Below are 21,787 nucleotides of genomic sequence, written 5' to 3' on the forward strand. Positions count from 1 at the left end.
TATAGCATCAAGTGACAAAATAAACTTAATCCATTTGAAATAGAATGTGACAACCATTGAAAATTTCAATATTTTATAAAAGCTTAGCAGGTAAAAACCAATAAAACGCAGCAGTCACAATTGTCAATTCTATGTCATTAATTTCATGTTTGTCTTTTATCAAAGTCGGTGTTAGCGCTTAAATTACAATCGGGACGAAGCACATTTGACTTCATTTCGTAAAAGGCGTAACGTGGCGGTAATCAAGGTTTTTTATCTGTCTTTGTACACTGCTATGATGTGGTGTTAAGCTTTTTCTAAGTTTCTATCTGCACTATATCAATTTGTAATGCATTGGGTTATCTGAATATTTTTAACTCAGCGTCATCTTTATTATATGATCATAGGTCTATGGCAAAGCAATTTTTTCAATCCTGGCTTCCTTCACCAGAAAAGGTATCAAAGTTAAAGTTGATGCGTTTTTTTGGTCAAAGAACCTTGAATCCGTTGCTGTGGTATGTCAATCGCAAATCTATCTCTAGAGCAGTATTTATTGGTGCGTTCTTTGGCTTACTTCCTATCCCTTTTCATAGTGTACTAATCATTTTAGTAGTATTACTGCTTGAAGTGAATCTTCCAGTGGCCCTTGCACTGGCTTGGTTAAGTAATCCACTTACCCTAGTACCTATTTTATATGTTGGTTTTTGGCTAGGCAGCAAAATCTACCATGTACATATGATCAATAAAGACATGATGCTGGGGGTGTTACATCAGATTTGCAATTGGATCAAACATTTTGGACACGGCCATATTGACCTGAGTCTTGCCAAAATTTTGATGTCTGGACTTGTTATTGAAGCATTGGTGCTGGCGCTATGCCTATATGCAGCCACAGAAATTTTCTGGCGCTGGAGTATCATGCGACACCGTCAAAAAAGACGTCAAAAAAAGGCCGAACCGCAGTTCGACCTTAAGTAATTAATTGGTTTTTGCTTTCAGATTTTTCATGTAATCTTCAGCGACATGTAAAACATATTCCTGACACGCTTCACCTGTACCGCCATCATACTTGCCATTATTCGTGATGTTGTTTGACACCACGCGAATGCCAATAAATGGAACATTAAACTGGCTAGCGATTTGTGCAACCGATGCCGCTTCCATCTCTTCTACAGATGTACCATAACGTGTGTTGAAGAATTTGATACGGTCAAGTTCGTTATTCCAAACATCTGCTGAACCAATCGTACCTTCTACCACTTTGCCTTTGCTGTAAGTCGATTTTACACGCTGAGCAGCAGCCATTAAGCCCTGATCTGCTGTAAATTTACGAATTGCGATTGGTTCTGGATCAGATTCATCTTTTGGTAATACATCAAAAGCTTCGTTCCATGTCAATGCATCTGAACCGCCGCCTACTGGACGATGAGGCGTTTTAAATGCACCAATATTCGTGGTGTATTGGCCAAGCACAATGTCGTACACATTGAGCTTCGGATCATGTCCGCCCGATGTGCCCTGATTGATAATCGCAACAGGTTGATAGCGCTCAATCGCAATCGCAGTTGCAGCGGCTGAGTTACTCATGCCCATACGGGTTTTAGAGATAATCACTGGATAACCGTGATACGTGCCTTTCCAGAATTTCCATCCACCAATTGTTTCTACACTGACATCACTGAGTTTGGATGCCATTTGCTCAGACTCGACGGGTAAAGCACCCTGAATAATAATCGGTTTCAATGCTGACTTCACTTCAACTGAGGGAGTAGATGCAACATAATGGCTACTACATGCGGTCAAAAACAAACCTGAGCATAATCCAAGTGCAGTAAACAACGCTTTAAACTTCATTCGTTATCCTTAAATTCAAAAACAAATAATTAGCAAATTTTATGCCAATCGTTCAAAAAAACTAATCAATAAAATTTAAATAATCAGATAGATAGCATGATTATATAAGGAATCTAATAAAAAATATAATCCTTACACTATATTCCTGCATATCTTGATGAACGAGTTTTCAAATTAAAAGATACGCTTATCATCACGCGCACGTTGCGGGAGTTGCTCTACACGAGTCCAGAGCGCCTGTGCAATCATTTGATAACTTTCAGCAGCAGTATCTTGCGCGATCACACTGGGTTGACCCTTATCGGCATTTTCACGAATTTGTGCATTCAACGGTAAACGTCCAAGCAATGGAATATCATATTGCTCAGAAAGTTTATCACCACCACCAACACCAAAAATTTGTTCTTCAAAACCACAATTTGAACAGATATGTGTCGACATATTTTCAATTACACCCACAACTGGAATACCGACACGGTTAAATAATTCAATTCCTTTGCTTGCATCAAGCAAGGCTACATTTTGAGGAGTCGTCACAATCAAAGCACCTGTTACGGGGATACGCTGAGCCAAGGTTAACTGAATATCACCCGTACCCGGTGGCATATCAATGACCAATACATCTAAATCTGGCCATAAAGTTTGATTAAACAACTGCATTAAGGCACCTGTGGCCTTTGGGCCACGCCATGCAACAGGCGTATTGTTATCACCCGTTAGATGTCCAATCGAAAGTACAGCAAGCCCATAAGCATCAAGTGGTACAAAGTTTTCATTTTCAATTTTAGGAGTACGTCCTGCATTGCCAAGCATGGTTGGAATACTCGGTCCATAAATATCGGCATCCAACACGCCCACTTTTAAACCTTGCTTTTGAAGCGCCAAAGCAAGATTCACGGTAGTCGTGGATTTGCCTACCCCTCCTTTACCCGAAGAAACCAAAATCACGTTTTTTATACGTGGATGAGCAGGCACTTCACTTTGTATAGGTGCTTTTTTCTGGATGGGTGGATTATTTGGATCGGGTGTTGGTGATGCAGAAGCATCGACTACAGGCGGTAAATGACTGGATGATGATGTGGTGGATGAACTTGATTTTGGCTCTGTACGAGGTGCTGTTTTCTGCTGAATCACGTGTAAATTCAGTTCTTGGATGCCCGCTTTTTGTAATGCATCTGCAAGCTCATCATGAATTTGCTGTAAATGATCGGCTTCTTCGGGAAAGGTTTTTATAGTGAGTTGAAGTATACGGCCTTCGACATTAATCTGGGTAATTCGATCTTTGAGTACAAATGAAGAATTTTCAAGTGAATACGATTGCAATATGGTTTGAACATCATCTTCCTTAACTTCTTGTGATGGTGAAAACACGGATTTAAGTGAAGAAAGCCAAGACATTTCAGTTGCTCCAACAGAGATATGCATCAATTGGAGCTTAGTTTAACAGTATTTTTTATTTGCTCACTCACTGGATGCTCAATTAATGTTTCATTTTACTTACAGAAACCTGAACATCCAGAGATTCATCTCATACCATAAGGATCAATTTTATCCCTTATCGTTATTTTTAAACTTGTTGAGTGTATCTGTTGCTGTTTTTTTCAGTTCGTCAAACTTTGCAGTGGCTTGAGCTTTGAGTTCATCCAGTTTTTCAGAAGCGTCATGTTTAAGCTCTTGTGCCTTGAGCTTAGCTTCTTCAAGCTTATGGCTTGCTTCTGTTTTAAGATGATCAAACTTGTCTTGGGCATCGTGTTTTGCGCTATCCCACTTTGTTTTTGCATCATCAACTTTTTCGTCAAAAGCTGCTTTTTGTTCAGAATGCTCTTTTTCAGCATCTTTTTTTAGATCATCCAGTTTTTTTTCGCCTTCAAGTTTTGCTTCTTGAGCCTTGTGTTTCAGGTCATCAATTGCTTTTTCACCTTCAAGCTTCGCCTCTTTTGCCTTGTGTTTTAATTCATCACCCAAATCTGCAGCTTTATCTTTCAATTCATCTAATTTATTTTGGTTTGTCATGTCGCTATCCTCATTGTCATTACGATTAAAATTAAACTTTTGTAATGCCTGATCGTGATCAATGGCAATAAACTTACCCTCTTTTATACAACGAATTGCAAGTGGGTAGTTTAAAAAATGCAATTTGCAACAAAGATGATACATGCTGTATCGAACGGTTTTATCTTTATTTTCAATATACTAATTTCTTTTACGTTATTAGCAGTCCTTGTCAAATCAGCAATAAGACTTCATCTCACTACGATATTTAATAATGACAAAATTTTATAGCCACTCTTTTACAAAATTAATTGATGACTAAACCAGTCATTTGCACTGTTTACCACTCAAATTGCTTTCAATTTAAGGGAATTAAACTAAAAAATGCACCAAATGGTAAATTTTATGCACATTAATCATGCATACGTTCAACCTTCTCCGCTCATTCAATTTTATCAAGCGTCTCTTAAACTTTTTCTAAATGATGGGGAATATCTAACTTAGACTTGATTCTGTATCAAAAAAAGATTTGTCTATCAATAAAAATAAGATTATGAAAAATATAAAATTAAAAAAAAATACTTTTCAGTAAATTTCTCAAAATAGTTCTTTATTTACAAAGGTTAACAATTTGTTTGCAAAATGAAATAAAATCACGCGCATCTGAATAAAGTGATCTGCATATCAAGACGAAAGCACTTGTTATGTATGCTGGCATGCTCATTGCTTAGCTTTGCTTGCGTTCGTTTTTTCTAAAGAATTAACTGATTTGGCATCTTCCGATATGCCTCGAATTTTATGATGTTGGAGTAGTTCTAATAATGTCTCTTAAATCGTTAAGCACTGTTTTTTTAGCTGCAACCACTTTGCTGGGTGTACAACAGGCCAATGCCGATGTGAATGCTACACTTTGGGGTATTTATAGCAATAACATCAAATTTTCTCCAAAAACGGTAGAAAATGCTTATCTTGAGCTTGAATATTATGGTCAAACTGGGCCAATCGATTGGTATGGTTATTTTGATGCGCCAAAATATTTTGGTGGTAATGACAACATCAAAGGCGTTTGGGACAAAGACGGTTCTAAACTATTTGCTGAAAACCAGCCAAAAGTTTCGTTCAATCGTTTAACGGGTAAAGATCTCTCTGTTGGGCCATTTAAAGACTGGTTCTTTGCAACTGACTGGATCGTAGACGCTGGTGGTCACTCGAATAACAGCCAAAATACCTTGTACTATGGTTTGGGTACCTCAATTGACACCCACACCAAACTTGGTATGAATGTAAACGTGTTTGCAAAACAGCAATGGGAAAACTACGGCGCGCCAAACTCATATACCTCAGATGATGGCGGACGTTTACAGGTTCAGTTTTTCTACCCGCTTTATTCATTTAATAATGGCGCATCGCTCAACTATTTCACCTTTACCAACTATGACTTTGGTTCAAAACTTGGCGATAAAGACCCGAACCGTACCAATGAAGCTTTGGTTTCAACGCATGTTTTTTCTTATAACATGAAGCATCTGCGTTTATTCACTGCTGCACGTTATTTCCATAATGGCGGTCAGTTTAAAGACGGCGCGATTGCCAACTGGGGCAACGGTGACTTTGTGCAAAATAGCAATGGTTGGGGCTACTACGTCGCTGCGGGTTACCAGTTCTAAGTATTTCATCTCTTGATTTATCTCCCTCAAGCCTGCTCGCAGGCTTGAGTTGTTTTAAGCGTTTCATCTAAGTGCTCTTTTTTAATTTTCCCTTCTCTGTCAAGCCATGCCTTGCTTTGTTTTCTCGGGTTCATCAGTTAGAATCATCGGTCTTATGAATACGAATGAGAGAATCCAATCCGTGCGTAAAATTTTAGTCACCAACGCCCTCCCTTATGCCAATGGACCCATCCATATGGGCCACTTACTCGGTTATATCCAAGCAGATATTTGGGTTCGTGCCATGCGTGCAATGGGCCATGATGTGACCTACGTATGTGCGGATGATGCTCATGGTACGGCAATCATGTTACGTGCCGAAGCCAATGGAATCTCGCCAGAAAAGCAAATTGCCAATGTACAACAAGAACATATCCGCGATTTTGACGGATTTGGTGTACATTTCGATCATTACGACTCGACTCACAGCGCTGAAAACAAAGTACGTTCTGAAGATATTTACCTAAAAAACCGTGAAGCAGGCAATATTGCCGTTCGCCCGATTACCCAGCTTTTCGATCCTGAAAAACAAATGTTTTTGTCAGATCGTTTTATTAAAGGCACTTGCCCAAAATGTAAAGCAGAAGACCAGTATGGCGATGCATGTGAAGTATGCGGCACTACTTACAATGCCACCGAATTACTGAATCCGCGTTCGACTTTGAGCGGTGCAACACCCGTTGAAAAATCGTCAGATCATTACTTCTTTAAGTTACCCAACTTTGGTGAATACTTACAAAAATGGACACGTGACGAAGGCCGTTTGCCGGTATCGATTGCCAACAAGCTAGATGAATGGTTTGAAGCAGGTTTAGCCGACTGGGATATTTCACGCGATGCGCCGTATTTTGGTTTTGAAATTCCAGATGCACCCAACAAGTATTTTTACGTGTGGGTCGATGCGCCAATTGGCTATATGTCGAGCTTTGAAAACTACATCAAAGCCAAGCGCCCAGAGCTCAACTTTGACGATTACTGGAAAAAAGATAGCCAAAACGAAGTCTATCACTTCATTGGGAAAGACATTGTCTACTTCCATGCGCTGTTCTGGCCAGCGATGCTTGAAGGTGCCAACTACCGTACACCAAGTGGTTTATTCGTTAATGGCTTCCTGACGGTCAATGGTCAGAAAATGTCGAAATCACGCGGTACATTTATTAAAGCAGAAACCTATTTACAGCACCTGAATCCAGAATACCTGCGCTACTACTTTGCATCGAAACTTTCGGACAAAGTGGAAGATTCAGATTTGAATCTGGATGATTTTGTACAAAAAGTAAATTCTGATTTGGTCGGTAAAGTGGTCAACATTGCCAGCCGCTGTGCCAAATTTATCAATAGCAGCTTTAACAATACCCTCTCTGCAAACTGTGCAGAACCAGAACTGGTACAAAGCTTTATCGATGCAGGCGACTCTATTGCACAAGCCTACGAGGCGCGTGAGTTTAGCGCTGCAATTCGTGAAATTATGGCACTGGCCGACAAAGCCAACCAATATATCGATGAGAAAAAACCGTGGGCGCTTGCGAAGCAAGAGGGTCAAGAACAACAAGTTCATAACGTTTGCTCAGTCGGGATTAACTTATTCCGTCAGCTTGCGATTTACCTGTCTCCTGTGCTGCCAACACTTGCTGCTCAAGTTCAGGCTTTCTTACAACTTGAAAGCTTTGATTTTGCATCACGTCAGCAAATCTTGCTTGCACACGAAATTGCACAGTTCCAACCACTCATGCAACGTGTAGATCCGAAAGCTGTGGCTGCGATGGTCGATGCATCTAAAGATTCGTTGGCTGCTACAGCGGAAGCACCAAAAGCGGAAAAGAAAAAAGAGAAGAAAGTCGAGAAGAAACCTGAACCAAAAGTAGGTGAAGCTGAAATTATTGGTATTGAAGACTTTATAAAAGTTGACCTTCGTGTAGCGCTTGTGCAAGAGGCTGCGACAGTTGAAGGCTCAGACAAACTGCTTCAATTGACTTTAGATGTCGGCGAAGCTGAACCGCGCAATGTCTTTAGCGGGATTCGTGAGTTTTATCAGCCTGAAGATTTAAAAGGCAAACTGGTGGTGATGGTAGCGAACCTTGCACCACGTAAAATGCGTTTTGGTATTTCTAACGGTATGGTTTTAGCTGCGGGTAATGGCGACGGTGTTTGGGTAATTTCACCAGACAGCGGTGCAAAACCGGGCGATAAGGTGTCTTAATTTTTTAGACAGCTTCAAAAAGCCCTGCTATATTTTAGTGGGGCTTTCATTAAGTTATAAATTTAAATATGAACAATTTTATAAAATATTCATGTCTTTATATTCCAGTATTTTTAATATTACTATGCATATTTGGATCTTTTTTTATTACATCAAATCAAACATTTCATGTCGGTGAATCACTAATAATAGATAAAGAACTATCAGCACAATTTGGAAATCTCTACGGGGGATTAATAGGAACACTTTTAAGTGCATCAAGTGTATTCTTATTAATTTATACAATTATCCATCAAAAAAATGAGGTTCAAAAAAATGTTTTAGAAAATCATTTCTTTAGGATGATTGATTACCACAATCAGCATTTAAATCATATTTGTATTCCGCATCTAAAGCCAGAAAATGGATTAGTAGAGGGTAAACGTGCCTTTATTCAGTTTAAAATACAATTCAAACGTATTCTAGATACAACTGAAATAGTGCTAAAGAAAAATAGTGTTCCATTTTCAAAAAAAGATCTTGCCGATATTAGTTATATAATTTTCTATTATGGAATAGAAGGATCTTGGACTGATTTTATTTATAAGAAGTTTGAAAAGTATAACTTTATTAATTTAAGTATGATAAATGAAATACAAGGAGAATTAGTAAAAAGAGGAGATGGAAAATTTGTCAGAGCTAATCAAACCTATCTTAGTGCTTATTTCAGGAACATGTATAATTTGATCAAAATGGTTGATGAATCTAATTTTTTAGACCAAAAAGAGAAAGAAAATCTAATAAAAATTTATCGGGCACAGTTTTCTAATGCTGAACTATATATTATATTTTTTAATGTTATATCTCGATTTGGGAGAAAATGGATAAATAATCAATATATTGAAAAATATGAATTACTAAAAAATATTCCTTTCGAATATTGTGATGGCTACAATCCTAAAGATTTTTTCAATATAACATATGAAGAAGAGGAGTATTAAATAAAACCAATACTATAGTATCTTTCCATTTTCTTAGATTCCTTATTATATCAAGAAAACAGATGAAAAAAATCACCTCATATGCTAAAAAATAGACGATTCAACAAATCTAGAGAATACTCATAAATGAAAAAAACAGCACTACTCCTTTCTATCTCGTTCTTGAGTAGCTTCCCTTTACTGAGCCATGCAGAAACGACCAAAACACTGCCAGTGATCGAGCAACAAAAACAAGTCGCAGGCTATTACCAATATCAAGCAGGGAATGTTCAAATCACTGCCCTGCTCGACGGCACAAACTTTATGTCACCTACGCTGTTTAAAAATATTCCACAGCAACAAGTACATGAAATTTTAAAGAAATACTATGCCGATCAGGAGAAAGGCGTTCAAACCTCAGTCAATGCATTTTTGGTCAATACTGGAAAATCGCTGGTACTGGTCGATAGTGGTGCCGCCAGTTGCTTCGGGGCGCATTTAGGTTCTGTTTTGACCAATTTAAAAGCAGCAGGCTACCAGCCTGAACAGGTCGATACCATTTTACTGACTCATTTACATCCCGATCATGTTTGCGGCATCAGTAAAGACGGCAATGCCAATTTTCCAAATGCCACTGTATATGCTTCGCAAGATGAAGCCAATTATTGGTTAGATGCAAAGCAGACCAGTAAAGTGCCAGAAGCCAAACGTGCAGGCTACTTGGGTACCGTCGAAAAAATCAAAGCAGCGCTTGCACCATATCAGGCTAAACAACGCTTTAAAACCTATAAGCTTGGTGACGAAATTCAAGGCTTCAAGGTGATCAGTACCGCAGGTCACACACCGGGACACTTTAGCTATGCCCTTAAAACTGATAGCGAAACCGTAGTATTTATTGGTGATATTGTTCACTCGCACACAGTGCAGTTCGATCGGCCAAAAACAGCCATTGAATATGATATTAACCCACAACAAGCCGTACAAACGCGCTTAAAGCAATTTGCAGATTTTGCCAAACATGGACAAACCATTGCCGCACCGCATTTACCATTTCCAGGAATTGGGCATGTGTATTCGGCAGATGGAAAAAGCTATCAATGGATGCCTATACATTTTAAAGATTAATTTTCCTTGTGTTTAAATCACGATCATTCCGAGACCACATAAATAGCATAATAGAGAAAGTGGCTTAATCTGCCGCCTTCTCTCCTGTATCAATTTGGATTTTAGTTTTATCTGGTGAAAGAATCTGATTGAGTTTTTCAACCAATAGATCTGGCTGTACAGCTTGTGGTACATGGCCTGTCTGCATGGCGATGATTTGCAGTTTGTTAGGCTGAAGCTGCTGCATCAAACGTTGCATGTTTATTGATAAAGACTGATCATTCAGCGCTTCTACATAAATACGTGGTACACAACCAAAGCGCTCAGGCGTTAAGACAGGTTTTAAATCACGTCCTGCCTCTGGCTGAGGTCTGAGTTTTTCAATCAGTTGTTCTGCCAAAGCAGGTTCGCAATCTTGCAAGAATATTTTTTTTGCACCTTCAGAACTTACGATACTGTAGCCATCATCTGTAAAAGTGAGATAAGGTGAAATGCCTGAAAAGTCTTCATCTGGAAAGTGTTGTTCACAGAGCTTTTTAAAGTCCAGAAAGCTCATGTTTGAGGGTAACATCATTCCGACCAGATAAACCAAGTGCGAAATCAATTCTGGAATCTGCTCAGCGACCGCTGAAATGGTTAATCCACCACCACTATGTCCGAGCAATACTACGGGTTCACCAATGTTGTGAATCATTTGTACCACATAATCACAATAGCTTTGCTGACTGGCTGTAATTTGAGTGTCACTATTCCAGCCATTATCAGGTAAATCAACTGCATGTACTGTCCAACCTTTTTGCTGCAACCATGGCTTGATCAAATCAAATGACCAACTGCCCTGCCAAGCGCCATGTACCAATACAATATGCTTAGCCATAGGTTCTCCGATACATTTCGATATGATGCTGTTCAACTGTGGTAGGTACAAATAAGGATGGCTCACTTTCTGACATGCAATCTGGGAGACATTTGACCAGATAATCAGGATTTCCACCAAAGAAAAATGGAACTGAGTAGCGTTGTTTGCCAGATTTATTAATGACTCGATGAACGGTCGATTTGTAATGATTGTTGGTCCAGCGAGCAATCAAATCACCTAGATTAATTACGTATGTTCCTTCAATTGGAGGTGCATCAATCCAGCTTTCGGTATGTTTATCCCATACCTGCAAGCCTCCTTGTTGATCTTGGAGTAATAAAGTTAATGCACCAAAATCGGTATGTGCTCCGCAACCTTTTTCATTTGGCTCAGGATTGGCAGGTTGTGGCGGATAATGAAGTAGCCGTAAAGTCACCAAAGAATCCTGACAAAAGTCATCAAAATAGTTTTCATCTAAATTAAGCGAAAGCGCCAAACCTCGCATCAGATGTTTAGCCAATACTTCAAGTTCAGCCTGATAATGCTGCATGGTCGATTCAAATTCAGGAAATTGTTCGGGCCATTGATTTGGCCCGTGGTTAAATCTTTTGTTTAATACGGCCTGACTGTCCAACGCATATTCACGTCCAGCATAGAAACCTTCTTTTAAGTCAGCAGGTGTTCCTGCTTCTAGCGTCTGATTTTTTAACGGTTCATAACCACGATTGGCAATCGAGTTTTTCTTATGAATTTTTTCTTTTTCATTTGTCGGTAAATCAAAAAATTGCCGACTTTGTTCAAATACTTTCTGTTGTAAGTTTTTAGAAACACCATGATCTGCAATATAAAAGAAGCCGTTATCTTCACATGCCTGTTTCATTTGCATGGCAACCTGTAAGCGATCTTCAAGCAATGGACTAAACAAACCTGAAATAGAAATGATCGGAATATGCTGGGTCACGATGTATTACCTTTTTTTAAATGTTATATCGAGAAGGCAATTCACATGCCAGCCAAAATAAATCGTTCAGGTTTATATCAATTTCGTTATTTCAAAATTCAGGAAACATGAAAGACCGAATGCGTGGCATATATGTTGCAATTTTTCTTGAAAATCTATCAAGAATAGAAGTAAGCGCTATGAATACAAAAGCAACCTCACCTGAACATGAACACCTAGGACTCACCAAAAATTTGACCTATGGTTTCCAGCATGTCCTTACCATGTACGGCGGGTTAATCGCAGCGCCGTTGGTCGTGGGCCTTGGTATTGGTCTATCCCAAGCTGATATTGGTCTTTTGATTACAGCCTCTATTTTGGTGGCAGGCTTGGCAACATTATTGCAAACCCTTGGCTTTAAGTGGTTTGGTTCACGTTTACCTATTGTTCAAGGAACTTCTTTTGCGGCTGTAGCAAGTATGATCGCAATTGGTGCAAATGGAGGCAGCTTCCAGTCCATTCTTGGTGCAATTATAGTCAGTTCCATTTTTGGAATTATTGTTGCACCATTTTTTTCCAAAATTGTTCGCTTTTTCCCCCCTATTGTGACAGGTTCAATTATTGCAATTATTGGTATTTCACTTCTACCTGTTGCCATTCGCTGGATCATGGGTGGTAATCCTAAAGCACCCAACTGGGGTTCTTTGGAAAATTTAGGCTTGGCTGGCATTACCTTAGTCTTTTTACTTTTACTGACCAAGTTTGGCTCAACATCTATCAAACGATTAGCGGTATTACTTTCCATTATATTTGGGGCAATTGTTGCATTTGCTTTCGGTTTAGCAGATTTTTCTAAAGTGAGTCAGGGCGCATGGATGGCTCTACCAAATATTTTGGGCTTTGGTATGCCTGTGTTTGAATGGCCTGCCATTCTATCGATGTGTATTGTCACCTTAGTAATTTTAACAGAAACCACAGCCAGCTTACTCGCAATTGGAGAAATCGTAGAAACCAAGGTGGATAATCACCGCATTGCAGATGGTTTACGTGCCGATATGCTATCTTCTGCACTAGCCCCATTTTTCGGCGCATTTATGCAATGTGCTTTTGTACAAAATGTAGGGCTCGTGGCTATTACAGGTGTAAAAAGCCGTTTTGTAGTTGCAACAGCAGGTGGAATTTTAGTGGTACTGGGCTTACTTCCTGTGTTTGGTCGTCTGGTCGCATCCATTCCAATGCCTGTTTTAGGCGGTGCAGGATTGGTGCTTTTTGGTAGTGTTGCCGTGAGTGGTATTCGAACATTGTCTAAAGTCGACTATCAACTACAATCCAACATGATTATTGTGGCAGTATCACTAGGGGCTGGTTTGATTCCATTAATTAGCCCAGAATTCTTTCATTCTATGCCTGGTGCCGTACAAACCCTGTTCCATTCTGGCATCAGTATTACTTGTATTATGGCATTGTTACTTAACCTGTTCTTTAACCATTTAAATTTTGGAAAAAAGACAGTTTCTGAAGGATTAACCAAGCCTTCAGCGACAGCACAAAACCATCTTTAGAAATGAATCCTGCTTTGCCCCAAGCCAAACAGTTTTAATGTTTGGCTTTTTCAATATGACGATTAATACACATTAATAGATCAATCTAATCTGATTATCCATTTTTGGTTATATCAAATATAGAGCATTTTAAAATCATCACTTTTGGTATACGCATTGCTTTTTTAGATAGCAAAATTATCTGAGAACAGTCATGTCACGCATCTGGATTAAACAGCCACTCGCCATATTTACCGCCAATCAACAAGATGCCAGTAATGGTTTAGTGATTCAAAATGGGCAAATCATTGAGCTGGTACAACAAGGAAAAATACCAACTCAACCGATTGATCAAATCTTTGATGCACGGGAATATGTCATCATGCCCGGATTAATTAACTCTCACCATCATTTTTATCAAACGCTGACCCGTGCATGGACACCCGTCGTCAATGCACCTTTGTTTCCATGGCTAAAAAATTTATATCCCGTTTGGGCCAAGTTAACACCAGAACAATTACATCTGGCGACGCAGGTTGCTTTGGCCGAACTGGCGATGTCTGGTTGTACTTTTGCCGCAGATCATCATTATTTATTTCCACAACAGCTCGCAGATGCAATTGATATTCAGGCACAAGCAGCTCAGGAGCTGGGTATTCGTGTAATGTTAACACGTGGTTCCATGAGTTTAGGCGAAGAATCTGGTGGCTTGCCTCCTCAACATACTGTGCAAAATATAGAGCAAATTTTACTCGATTCAGAACGTCTCGTTGCAAAATATCATCAACGTGATGCAGATGCCATGGTCAATATTGCGCTTGCACCATGTTCTCCATTTTCAGTGACACAAGAAATTATGCGTGAAAGTGCAACTATGGCCGAACACCTAGATGTGCGCTTACATACCCATTTGGCAGAAACATTAGATGAAGAAGCCTTTTGTCTCCGCATGTTTGGTATGCGAACAGTCGATTATCTGGAAAGTGTTGGATGGTTAAATCATCGTACATGGCTGGCACATGGCATTCATTTTAATGCTGATGAGATTCAGCGTTTAGGGCAAGCAGGTGTTGGCATTTGTCACTGTCCGCATTCAAATATGCGACTGGCTTCAGGCATTTGCCCAACGCTTGATTTAATGCAAGCAGGTGCACATATTGGCTTAGGCGTTGATGGTTCTGCTTCGGGTGATGCATCCAACCTGATTCTGGAAACCCGACAAGCTATGTATTTACAACGACTCAAATATGGCGCAGAAAAAATAACACCAGAATTGGCACTGGGCTGGGCAACACAAGGTTCTGCCAAACTTTTAGGTCGTGAGCAAGATTTAGGACAATTGGCAGTGGGTTATCAGGCAGATTTGGTATTTTACAAACTCGATGAGCTTCGTTTCTCTGGAAGCCATGATCCGATTGCAGCCCTGCTCCTCTGTGGTGCAGATCAGGCTGAACATGTCATGGTTGGTGGTGAATGGGTTGTTAAAGATCGACAAATTCAAGGTATCGATCTTGAAAAACTTCAAGCCGAACATCGAATTGCAGCAAAAAAATTATTGGCTGCCTAATCTGAATTTGAGTAAGACCACATTTATGGTCTTACTCAAAAAATTATTTAAATTCAGTTTAGGAAACAACTAGAAAGTATTTTTGATTTAGTCGGGTTGAATTGGTTGCTGTTTTGCCAGCATTTGATTATTTAAACGATAGTCTTTTTCATATACAGGCATACCTGCAATACTCATCGCACGCTCAGCCTTCGGCGGTCGCACAGTATCTTTCCAGTTACATGCTGTGAGAGCTGTGAAACTACTCAATAAAATAATCATGATGGATATTTTTTTCATACATCCTCCATTATTTTTTGTTGTTTTTCTCAGATTAGCACGTTTATGCTCAGATGCATCCTTTAATCTATTTCAATTTATATTAAATAAAAAAGTACAGATAAAATCCATACTTTTTATAGTGTAGAATTTGGTATCGTCAGAATTAACGGCTAGAAAAAATTAGCTTTAAACCTAAAATTGTGACAATGCCACCCGTCACACGGTCAATCATGGTTTTAGCTTTAATGTAAAAAGTTCTTGGCTTTTCAGAAGAAAGCAGTAATGCAACCAGTGAATACCATCCAGCATCAATCATAAAACAGATTACAGGCAAAGCAATATAATAATAGCCTGGAATCTCTTTAGGTAACAAAGCCGTAAAAACACTTGCCAAAACAATTGCAATTTTAGGATTACTAAGCTGAGTCAATAGGCCATAGCGATATGCACTAGAATACGTCATCTGCGTCGCAACAGCGCTTCCTGTTTCCATTGGCTGCTTGGCATATTTCAAAATTTTAAATGACATCCACAGCAAGTATAGACCGCCCCCAATTTTCAAAATCATATAGGCTGAAGGAACGGCCAGCAAAACAGCCTGTAATCCCATAACTGCTAAAAAACCGAAGATTGCAGCACCTGTACCTGTTCCCAATGCTGTAAATAAACCGTGTTTACGCGATTTGGCGATTGAGTTTTGAGCAACATAGATAAAACTTGGACCAGGACTCATTGCGCCTAGCATCAATGCAGCAGCAATCGAAAAGAGCGGAATTAAGCTATCCAAGATTTATATCTCAATCAAAAAACAGGTATACATTCTAACAGGTTCAAGAAGATTTGCTGAGTACCAAATACATCACCTCGCTTCGAAATGAACCATCATCCTGAATTTGATAATAATTTCTCACCTGATCTGATGCTTTTTGCTGTAAATATCGAATCGTTTCAATTGCAAATGATGGTGTTTGCATGCGCCCTACCCAACTTTGAAAGTCTAAATTCAGATGTTGTTTCTCAATCGTTTCTATCTGAAAGCCTGCATATTCAGCAAAATTTGTCCATTCTGTTAAGCTGTAATTGCGTACATGGCTCGGATCACGAATGCTTTCAATGCTTTGAAAAAAAGTATCTAAGATGGGCTGCTGAGTTCCCAATATATCGACCAAAATCACTTTGCCAGATGGTTTGACCACACGAAAAATTTCACTCATCGCTTGTCTTATATTTTGCCAATGATGTGCAGAGTAACGACTAATCACACCATCAAAATGGTCATCTTCAAATTCTAATTGCTCGGCTGCACCTTGTTGCCCCACAATGTTATTCAACTTTTTTTGTTTCGCTTGTTCAACCACCAATTGCACCATTTCTGCGGTAAGATCATAAGCAGTCACTTGCTCTGCAAAAGGCGCGATTTGATAGCTGACATGACCACCTCCGCACCCTAAATCCAATACATGCTTGAGCTGATGCTTCTGAATAAAGCCTTGCATTTTCTCAAACTCTATTCCTTTTGCATGCACTGTACTATTTAGATAAGATTTTGATTTATCTTGATATTGCTGTTGGTTAATTTCATGTTGAGTTTTCATTTTAGTTAATCCATTACAAAGTGATTGCTTTAAATTAGCTGAAATAAAATAAAAGATATAATTATGATTTTTTTAATAAATTATAATAAAAAGTTATCAATATAATCTATTACAAAAGTTTACGGAATATCTGCTATTAATTCGGACAATTTTGTCCGTAAAATATATTGTTCAAATTTTTAATGATTATTTCCATGAGTAAACACATTAAACGTGCAGCCAAAAATCGAGAGGATTTGCTCGAAGCTGCTGTTGAAATGTTCAAGACTCATGGGATGATGGTGCCTCTACAGGTCATCATTGATCATGCAAATGTGGGGCGCGCGACCTTTTACCGCAACTTTGCTGATCGAAAAATGCTGGTGTATGCCTTACTTGAGCAATCTCTGGTTAAACTCAAACAACGTACCCAGCTCTATCAGACTTATCCAGATGGGTTAATCCGTCTCATTCAAAGCCACGTCAATCATCTAAATCATTTGTCAGCGTTGATGGAATACTGGCGTGTTCTAGATTATAGCGATACTTCATTACAGGCATTGATTCAACAGCATCAACGTATTATCCAACCGCTCATCGATCAGGCGATTTTGCACAAGGTGTGTAGGCCTGATTTCAATTTTGAAGATTATCGAAGTATTGTCACCATGCTATCTTCTTCATTTCGTGGACACACCGAGCAGGAACAGATCCGTATGGCATCACGTGTCATTGATTTACTGCTGAACGGAATCTGCCTCAATCAAGAGGAATCACATGGCTGATACACCACGTTATCTGGAAACACCACCAGACTGGACTGATGAAGAGCGACCCGTGTTACCAGGCTCACCGCCTTCGATTGCTCATCCCACCCATAAACGTTATCTGTATTTTATTATTGGAACTTTTATTGCGTTAACGGCAGGCTTGAGTAATGGCTTTATTACCGCCAACCTTCCGCAATTGCAAGGTGAATATGGTCTAACACCTGTAGAAGCTGCGTGGCTTCCAGCAGCGTATGTAATGGCCAATGTCAGCTCTAACCTGATTTTGTTTAAAGCACGACAACAATACGGTTTAAGGTTATTTACCGAGATCGGGCTGTTGGCGTTCATTGTGGTAATGGTTTTACATATTTTTGTGCAAAACTATCACATGGCTGTTTTGGTGCGTTTTATTAGTGGTATGGTCGCAGCACCACTGAGCTCATTAGGCATGTATTACATCATGCAGAGTTTTAGTAATGCACACCGTCTTAAAGGTTTATATATCGGGTTTGGTTTTGGACAGTTGGGTGTGCCGCTTGCATGGATTATTTCTCCAGCACTGGTCACTGTAAACGACTGGACTGTACTTTATACGTTTGAGCTTGGGTTGGCCGTATGCTGCTATGCTATGGTGGTTTCGCTTAAGCTACCTCGTAGCCTCAGAATTGCAGTATTTGAGCGGCAAGATATCTTCACTTTTTTACTATTGGCCCCAGGCTTTGCCTGCCTGTGTGCCGTACTAACGCAAGGCCCTTTACTATGGTGGTTTGACTCGCCTTGGTTGGCTTATGTACTGATGAGCGGATTTGTACTGCTGGTTCTTGGTTTTTTCTATGAACATCACCGCCGTAACCCCCTCATCATGACTCGATGGTTGGGCACAGCCGCTGTATTACGTTTTATATTCGGCGCATTCTGTCTACGCTTTTTACTTTCTGAACAAAGTTATGCTGCAGTGAATTTTCTCAAAACTGTCGGCATGGGGCCCGATCAGTTTGTGGGTCTGTACAGTATTATTTTCTTTGGCATGCTGGCTGGCGTACTCTTTAGTGCAGTGACTTTTTCCAGAGAAAGAACCCTGCTGCATCTGGTCTTGGCTTCTTTTCTGATTTTGGTTGCCAGCAAGCTAGATGCCCATCTAACCAGTGATATCCGCCCACAAAATTTTTTCTATAGCCAGTTTCTGATTTCATTTGCCAATGGCTTATTTATCGGGCCTTTATTGCTGGTTGGATTTGGGCGTGCCCTCAAGGAAGGGCCAAATCATGTGGTGACGTTCATTGTCCTGTTTTCTGCAACCCAGAGTTTTGGCGGGTTGATTGGTTCATCCTTTTATAATACCTATCAAAAGCATCAGACCCAAATTTATCAAATGAATATTGATCGCAATCTGGAACAAACCAATCCGATTGTGACGCAACGTTTAAACCAGTACCAAGCTAAATTTAGTCCCAATATTACAGATCCAACGCTGGATCAGTTACAAGCGCTGAAAACCCTATCACAAACAGCCAATAGAGAAGCTCAGGTACGGGCTTATAATGATGTGATTAGTTTTAATAGTGTTGTTGCAATTGTCCTGTTTCTTTGGGGATTATGTAATATTGCTTGGGGAAAATATCTTGTTTATCGAGAGCGTTTATCGGTTCCCGATTCTTCTAATTCCTGAATGTAGAGTAAATGTATGAGTGACGAGCAAGCACCAAAAGTACCGCCTCAAGCAGCATCAAATGACAATACGCAAGCACAGTCGAATGCCCAGAGTACAAACTCGTCTACACCTACGCCTTACAAACCTGTTCAGCGGGTGGGGAAACTCATTCCCACCAAAAAATCGACGTTATTCATCATGTTCTTTGTTCTTCTGGTTGGGATTGGTCTGATTATGTGGGCATGGCGAATTGGTCCATTTCACACCATGATTGAACAAACAGATAACAGCTATGTCAAGGGAAAAACCACCGTTTTGTCATCACAGATTAATGGTTATATTAAGGAAGTGCTGGTGAAGGATTTTGATGATGTCAAACAAGGACAACCGCTTCTTTATATTGATGCCACGACCTACGATCAGAAAGTCACACAGGCCGAATCTGCTGTTGCGCAGGCACAAAATACTTTAGCAAACCAGACGCAAACGATTGCGCAGCGTGAGGCGGATATTATCGCAGCTCAGGCGCAAGTCGATCAGGCACAGGCAGAGTATCAGCTTTCACTCGATCAACTTAGACGTTATCAGCAGTTAGGAGATAGCGGTGCAGCCTCAAAGTCTGAACAAGATCAGATTGCAGCCACGGCAAAAAACAATCTGGCTGCTTTAAAGAAAGCAAAAGCCAATGTCAAAGTTGCAAATGAGGCTTTAAAAACGGCTCAAGTTGCTGAAGTAGGCTTGAATGCTCAAGTAACCAGCGCACAGGCACAACTCGATCAGGCCAAAACCACCAAGAATTATAGTGTGATTACAGCACCAATGGATGGTCAGCTAGGAGAAGTTACACCTCGAATTGGTCAATATGTCGCTGCGGGTTCACAACTTTTATATTTAATTCCCAACCAGACTTGGGTCATTGCCAATTTCAAGGAAACCCAGATTGCCCATATGAAAATTGGACAGCCTGCAACATTTACCGTAGATGCACTCGATCATCAAAAATTTAAAGGGCATATTGAACAGATTTCACCTGCTGCGGGTTCGGAATTTAGTGTACTTAAAGCAGATAATGCAACTGGTAACTTTACTAAAGTGGTTCAACGAATTTCGGTACGCATTGCGATTGATCCGAATCAGGATGAGCTCAAACGGTTGCGCCCAGGCATGTCTGTGATTACATCAGTGGATACCTCATCTCGTTGAGGATCAACTTCAAGGTTGTCATATAGAAATTAAAGGTTAAACTAGTTGCTCATTCTTATAAGATAAAATGATAGGCTTTTTTTGAAAAATATCGCTTTTTTTGATTTTGACGGCACCATTACCTCGACCGATTCTTATACCCCTTTTATTTTTCAAACCATTCCAGCATCCAGAATGAAAAAAGGAAAATTTTTACTTGCCCCTTACATTCTGGGTTATCGCTTAAAATTGATTCGCGGTACGGTACTACGCTCAAAAATTTTCAAGCTGGGCTTTGCAGGGCTTGATGCAGACGAAATTCAGCAAAAAGGACTCAGTTTTAGCCAAAGCTATTTGCCACAAATTATTCGTCCACAGGCATTAGAGCGTATTCAGTGGCACTTGGCACAAGGTGATCATGTCGTGGTGGTGTCTGCATCCATGGATGTCTATCTAAAGCCTTGGTGTACACAATATGGCCTTGATCTGCTTTGTAGTGAAGTCGATACCATCAATGGCAAGATTACGGGAATTTATAAAAACGGCGACTGTAGCCGTGAAGTCAAAAAGCAACGTATCTTGGACAATTATGATTTAAGCCTTTATGCTGCGATTTATGCTTATGGGGATACCATTGAAGATCAAGCGATGTTATCACTGGCAACGCACGGCTTTTATCGTTGGCAACCCATCAATCCTAGATAACCCATCACTATGTTTGACTCTATCGCCCAAGATATTCCATATCACACATTAATCGATGGCTCACCTGTTCGTCTTGATCTCAAGCGACTTGATCTTATCCATCCACACATTTCAGGCAACAAGTTTTATAAACTTAAATACAATCTTATTGAAGCAAAAAAGCGCGGTTGTGATCGTATTTTGACTTTTGGAGGTGCCTTTTCCAATCATATCGCAGCCAGTGCCTATGCCGCACATCATTTTGATTTTAAAAGTATCGGTATTATTCGTGGTCAAGAGCTGGCGTATCGTTCTCTCAATGCAACATTAAAAACTGCACAGCACTATGGCATGCAACTTGAGTTTATGTCACGTGAGCAATATCGCCAAAAAGATCAGTCAGAATTTTTACATACGCTTCAAAGTCAATACCCATCTGCCTTTATCATTCCAGAAGGTGGAACGAATGCACTTGCCATACAAGGCAGCAAAGAAATCTTGAGTGATACAGATCGACTCAATTATGATGTCATCTGCTGTGCGGTTGGTACTGGTGGTACACTGGCTGGACTGATTGAAGCCAGCCATCATGGGCAATATGTTATAGGTTTCTCCGCACTCAAAGGAGACTTTCTTCACAATGATGTCCAGCGCCATACCAATAAAACCAACTGGCATATTCTGGATGATTATTGCTTTGGGGGATACGCAAAAACATCTTCTGAACTGTTCGACTTTATAGCTGGGTTTGAACAAAAATATCAGATTCCACTCGAACAGGTATATACCGCCAAAATGCTATATGGACTGCTCGACCTGATTCAGAAAAATGATTTTGATCAAGGTACACGCATCCTTGCTCTGCATACAGGCGGTTTACAAGGACGTCGCCATGACATTGGCGTTACAGAATAATCATCTAGTTCTGACATCCTTGATAGAATCTTTTATAATCGCCCCCTTT

20 protein-coding genes are annotated in these 21,787 nt (G+C 39.9%); 12 read left to right on the plus strand and 8 right to left on the minus strand.

Going from position 1 to position 21,787, the window contains the following annotated elements:
• Window positions 1–390 precede the first annotated feature (390 nt).
• Window positions 391–957 (plus strand): DUF2062 domain-containing protein, encoded by a 567-nt coding sequence (locus tag F952_RS03770; RefSeq protein ID WP_004922413.1) that lies wholly within the window; start codon window positions 391–393, stop codon window positions 955–957.
• Here F952_RS03770 and F952_RS03775 read toward each other — a convergent pair whose 3' ends face one another.
• The 3 genes from F952_RS03775 to F952_RS03785 all read right to left on the minus strand — a co-directional run bounded on the left by F952_RS03775 (window position 958) and on the right by F952_RS03785 (window position 3,846).
• Window positions 958–1,833, minus strand: coding sequence for a 5'-methylthioadenosine/S-adenosylhomocysteine nucleosidase (locus F952_RS03775; protein ID WP_004922415.1), 876 nt, complete (start codon window positions 1,831–1,833; stop codon window positions 958–960).
• Window positions 1,834–2,007: 174 nt separating this feature from the next.
• Window positions 2,008–3,231, minus strand: a complete 1,224-nt coding sequence (gene apbC, locus F952_RS03780) for an iron-sulfur cluster carrier protein ApbC (protein ID WP_004922417.1) — start codon at window positions 3,229–3,231, stop codon at window positions 2,008–2,010.
• Between the two features lie 150 nt (window positions 3,232–3,381).
• Window positions 3,382–3,846 carry a hypothetical protein gene (locus F952_RS03785; RefSeq protein ID WP_026056890.1) on the minus strand — a complete coding sequence of 155 codons (465 nt, stop codon included), beginning with the start codon at window positions 3,844–3,846 and terminating at the stop codon, window positions 3,382–3,384.
• An 800-nt stretch (window positions 3,847–4,646) separates the two neighbouring features.
• Here F952_RS03785 and F952_RS03790 point away from each other — a divergent pair.
• The 4 genes from F952_RS03790 (at window position 4,647) to F952_RS03805 (ending at window position 9,815) form a co-directional block, all read left to right on the plus strand.
• On the plus strand, window positions 4,647–5,492 hold the full coding sequence (locus F952_RS03790; RefSeq protein WP_004922422.1) for a nucleoside-specific channel-forming protein Tsx: 846 nt from the start codon (window positions 4,647–4,649) through the stop codon (window positions 5,490–5,492).
• 181 nt (window positions 5,493–5,673) lie between these two features.
• A complete protein-coding gene (metG, locus tag F952_RS03795) occupies window positions 5,674–7,731 on the plus strand; it encodes a methionine--tRNA ligase (RefSeq protein ID WP_004922425.1) in 2,058 nt (685 codons plus the stop codon).
• Window positions 7,732–7,799: 68 nt separating this feature from the next.
• Window positions 7,800–8,711 (plus strand): putative phage abortive infection protein, encoded by a 912-nt coding sequence (locus tag F952_RS03800; RefSeq protein ID WP_004922428.1) that lies wholly within the window; start codon window positions 7,800–7,802, stop codon window positions 8,709–8,711.
• Window positions 8,712–8,837: 126 nt separating this feature from the next.
• Window positions 8,838–9,815 (plus strand): MBL fold metallo-hydrolase, encoded by a 978-nt coding sequence (locus F952_RS03805; protein WP_004922430.1) that lies wholly within the window; start codon window positions 8,838–8,840, stop codon window positions 9,813–9,815.
• A 64-nt stretch (window positions 9,816–9,879) separates the two neighbouring features.
• On the opposite strand, the gene F952_RS03810 is transcribed toward F952_RS03805, so the two are convergent.
• Both F952_RS03810 and F952_RS03815 read right to left on the minus strand, forming a co-directional pair.
• Window positions 9,880–10,671, minus strand: a complete 792-nt coding sequence (locus F952_RS03810) for an alpha/beta fold hydrolase (RefSeq protein WP_004922434.1) — start codon at window positions 10,669–10,671, stop codon at window positions 9,880–9,882.
• On the minus strand, window positions 10,664–11,614 hold the full coding sequence (locus F952_RS03815; protein WP_004922437.1) for an isopenicillin N synthase family dioxygenase: 951 nt from the start codon (window positions 11,612–11,614) through the stop codon (window positions 10,664–10,666). The genes F952_RS03810 and F952_RS03815 overlap by 8 nt, the downstream gene beginning before the upstream one ends.
• 179 nt (window positions 11,615–11,793) lie before the next feature.
• On the opposite strand from F952_RS03815, the gene F952_RS03820 reads away from it, so the two are divergent.
• Together F952_RS03820 and F952_RS03825 are read left to right on the plus strand one after the other, a co-directional pair.
• Window positions 11,794–13,155 carry a nucleobase:cation symporter-2 family protein gene (locus tag F952_RS03820; protein ID WP_026056891.1) on the plus strand — a complete coding sequence of 454 codons (1,362 nt, stop codon included), beginning with the start codon at window positions 11,794–11,796 and terminating at the stop codon, window positions 13,153–13,155.
• 193 nt (window positions 13,156–13,348) lie between these two features.
• Complete coding sequence (locus F952_RS03825) at window positions 13,349–14,701, plus strand: 8-oxoguanine deaminase (protein ID WP_004922443.1); 1,353 nt, start codon at window positions 13,349–13,351, stop codon at window positions 14,699–14,701.
• Window positions 14,702–14,788: 87 nt separating this feature from the next.
• Here F952_RS03825 and F952_RS03830 read toward each other — a convergent pair whose 3' ends face one another.
• From F952_RS03830 to F952_RS03840, 3 genes are all read right to left on the minus strand, one after another.
• Complete coding sequence (locus F952_RS03830) at window positions 14,789–14,980, minus strand: NF038215 family lipoprotein (RefSeq protein ID WP_004922447.1); 192 nt, start codon at window positions 14,978–14,980, stop codon at window positions 14,789–14,791.
• A gap of 145 nt (window positions 14,981–15,125) precedes the next feature.
• Window positions 15,126–15,752 carry a LysE family translocator gene (locus F952_RS03835; protein ID WP_026056892.1) on the minus strand — a complete coding sequence of 209 codons (627 nt, stop codon included), beginning with the start codon at window positions 15,750–15,752 and terminating at the stop codon, window positions 15,126–15,128.
• Between the two features lie 40 nt (window positions 15,753–15,792).
• Entirely contained in the window at window positions 15,793–16,557 is a 765-nt protein-coding gene (locus tag F952_RS03840; RefSeq protein WP_004922456.1) for a class I SAM-dependent methyltransferase, read from the minus strand.
• A 194-nt stretch (window positions 16,558–16,751) separates the two neighbouring features.
• On the opposite strand from F952_RS03840, the gene F952_RS03845 reads away from it, so the two are divergent.
• The 5 genes from F952_RS03845 (at window position 16,752) to F952_RS03865 (ending at window position 21,738) form a co-directional block, all read left to right on the plus strand.
• Window positions 16,752–17,321, plus strand: a complete 570-nt coding sequence (locus tag F952_RS03845) for a TetR/AcrR family transcriptional regulator (protein WP_026056893.1) — start codon at window positions 16,752–16,754, stop codon at window positions 17,319–17,321.
• Window positions 17,314–18,975, plus strand: coding sequence for an MFS transporter (locus F952_RS03850; protein ID WP_004922462.1), 1,662 nt, complete (start codon window positions 17,314–17,316; stop codon window positions 18,973–18,975). Before F952_RS03845 ends, F952_RS03850 begins: the two co-directional genes overlap by 8 nt.
• A 15-nt stretch (window positions 18,976–18,990) precedes the next feature.
• Window positions 18,991–20,160 (plus strand): HlyD family secretion protein, encoded by a 1,170-nt coding sequence (locus tag F952_RS03855; RefSeq protein ID WP_004922466.1) that lies wholly within the window; start codon window positions 18,991–18,993, stop codon window positions 20,158–20,160.
• Window positions 20,161–20,241: 81 nt separating this feature from the next.
• Window positions 20,242–20,844 (plus strand): HAD family hydrolase, encoded by a 603-nt coding sequence (locus F952_RS03860; protein WP_004922467.1) that lies wholly within the window; start codon window positions 20,242–20,244, stop codon window positions 20,842–20,844.
• A gap of 9 nt (window positions 20,845–20,853) precedes the next feature.
• Window positions 20,854–21,738, plus strand: coding sequence for a 1-aminocyclopropane-1-carboxylate deaminase/D-cysteine desulfhydrase (locus F952_RS03865; protein WP_004922470.1), 885 nt, complete (start codon window positions 20,854–20,856; stop codon window positions 21,736–21,738).
• Window positions 21,739–21,787 lie beyond the last annotated feature (49 nt).

The organism is Acinetobacter baylyi DSM 14961 = CIP 107474, from assembly GCF_000368685.1.
Classification (GTDB): Bacteria; Pseudomonadota; Gammaproteobacteria; order Pseudomonadales; family Moraxellaceae; genus Acinetobacter; species Acinetobacter baylyi.

Coding starts and splice junctions, on each gene's coding strand:
- F952_RS03770 (WP_004922413.1), top strand. CDS start 391: ATGGCAAAGCAATTTTTTCAATCCTGGCTTCCTTCACCAGAAAAGGTA.
- F952_RS03775 (WP_004922415.1), bottom strand. CDS start 1,833: ATGAAGTTTAAAGCGTTGTTTACTGCACTTGGATTATGCTCAGGTTTG.
- apbC (WP_004922417.1), bottom strand. CDS start 3,231: ATGTCTTGGCTTTCTTCACTTAAATCCGTGTTTTCACCATCACAAGAA.
- F952_RS03785 (WP_026056890.1), bottom strand. CDS start 3,846: ATGACAAACCAAAATAAATTAGATGAATTGAAAGATAAAGCTGCAGAT.
- F952_RS03790 (WP_004922422.1), top strand. CDS start 4,647: ATGTCTCTTAAATCGTTAAGCACTGTTTTTTTAGCTGCAACCACTTTG.
- F952_RS03800 (WP_004922428.1), top strand. CDS start 7,800: ATGAACAATTTTATAAAATATTCATGTCTTTATATTCCAGTATTTTTA.
- F952_RS03805 (WP_004922430.1), top strand. CDS start 8,838: ATGAAAAAAACAGCACTACTCCTTTCTATCTCGTTCTTGAGTAGCTTC.
- F952_RS03810 (WP_004922434.1), bottom strand. CDS start 10,671: ATGGCTAAGCATATTGTATTGGTACATGGCGCTTGGCAGGGCAGTTGG.
- F952_RS03820 (WP_026056891.1), top strand. CDS start 11,794: ATGAATACAAAAGCAACCTCACCTGAACATGAACACCTAGGACTCACC.
- F952_RS03825 (WP_004922443.1), top strand. CDS start 13,349: ATGTCACGCATCTGGATTAAACAGCCACTCGCCATATTTACCGCCAAT.
- F952_RS03830 (WP_004922447.1), bottom strand. CDS start 14,980: ATGAAAAAAATATCCATCATGATTATTTTATTGAGTAGTTTCACAGCT.
- F952_RS03840 (WP_004922456.1), bottom strand. CDS start 16,557: ATGAAAACTCAACATGAAATTAACCAACAGCAATATCAAGATAAATCA.
- F952_RS03845 (WP_026056893.1), top strand. CDS start 16,752: ATGAGTAAACACATTAAACGTGCAGCCAAAAATCGAGAGGATTTGCTC.
- F952_RS03850 (WP_004922462.1), top strand. CDS start 17,314: ATGGCTGATACACCACGTTATCTGGAAACACCACCAGACTGGACTGAT.
- F952_RS03855 (WP_004922466.1), top strand. CDS start 18,991: ATGAGTGACGAGCAAGCACCAAAAGTACCGCCTCAAGCAGCATCAAAT.
- F952_RS03865 (WP_004922470.1), top strand. CDS start 20,854: ATGTTTGACTCTATCGCCCAAGATATTCCATATCACACATTAATCGAT.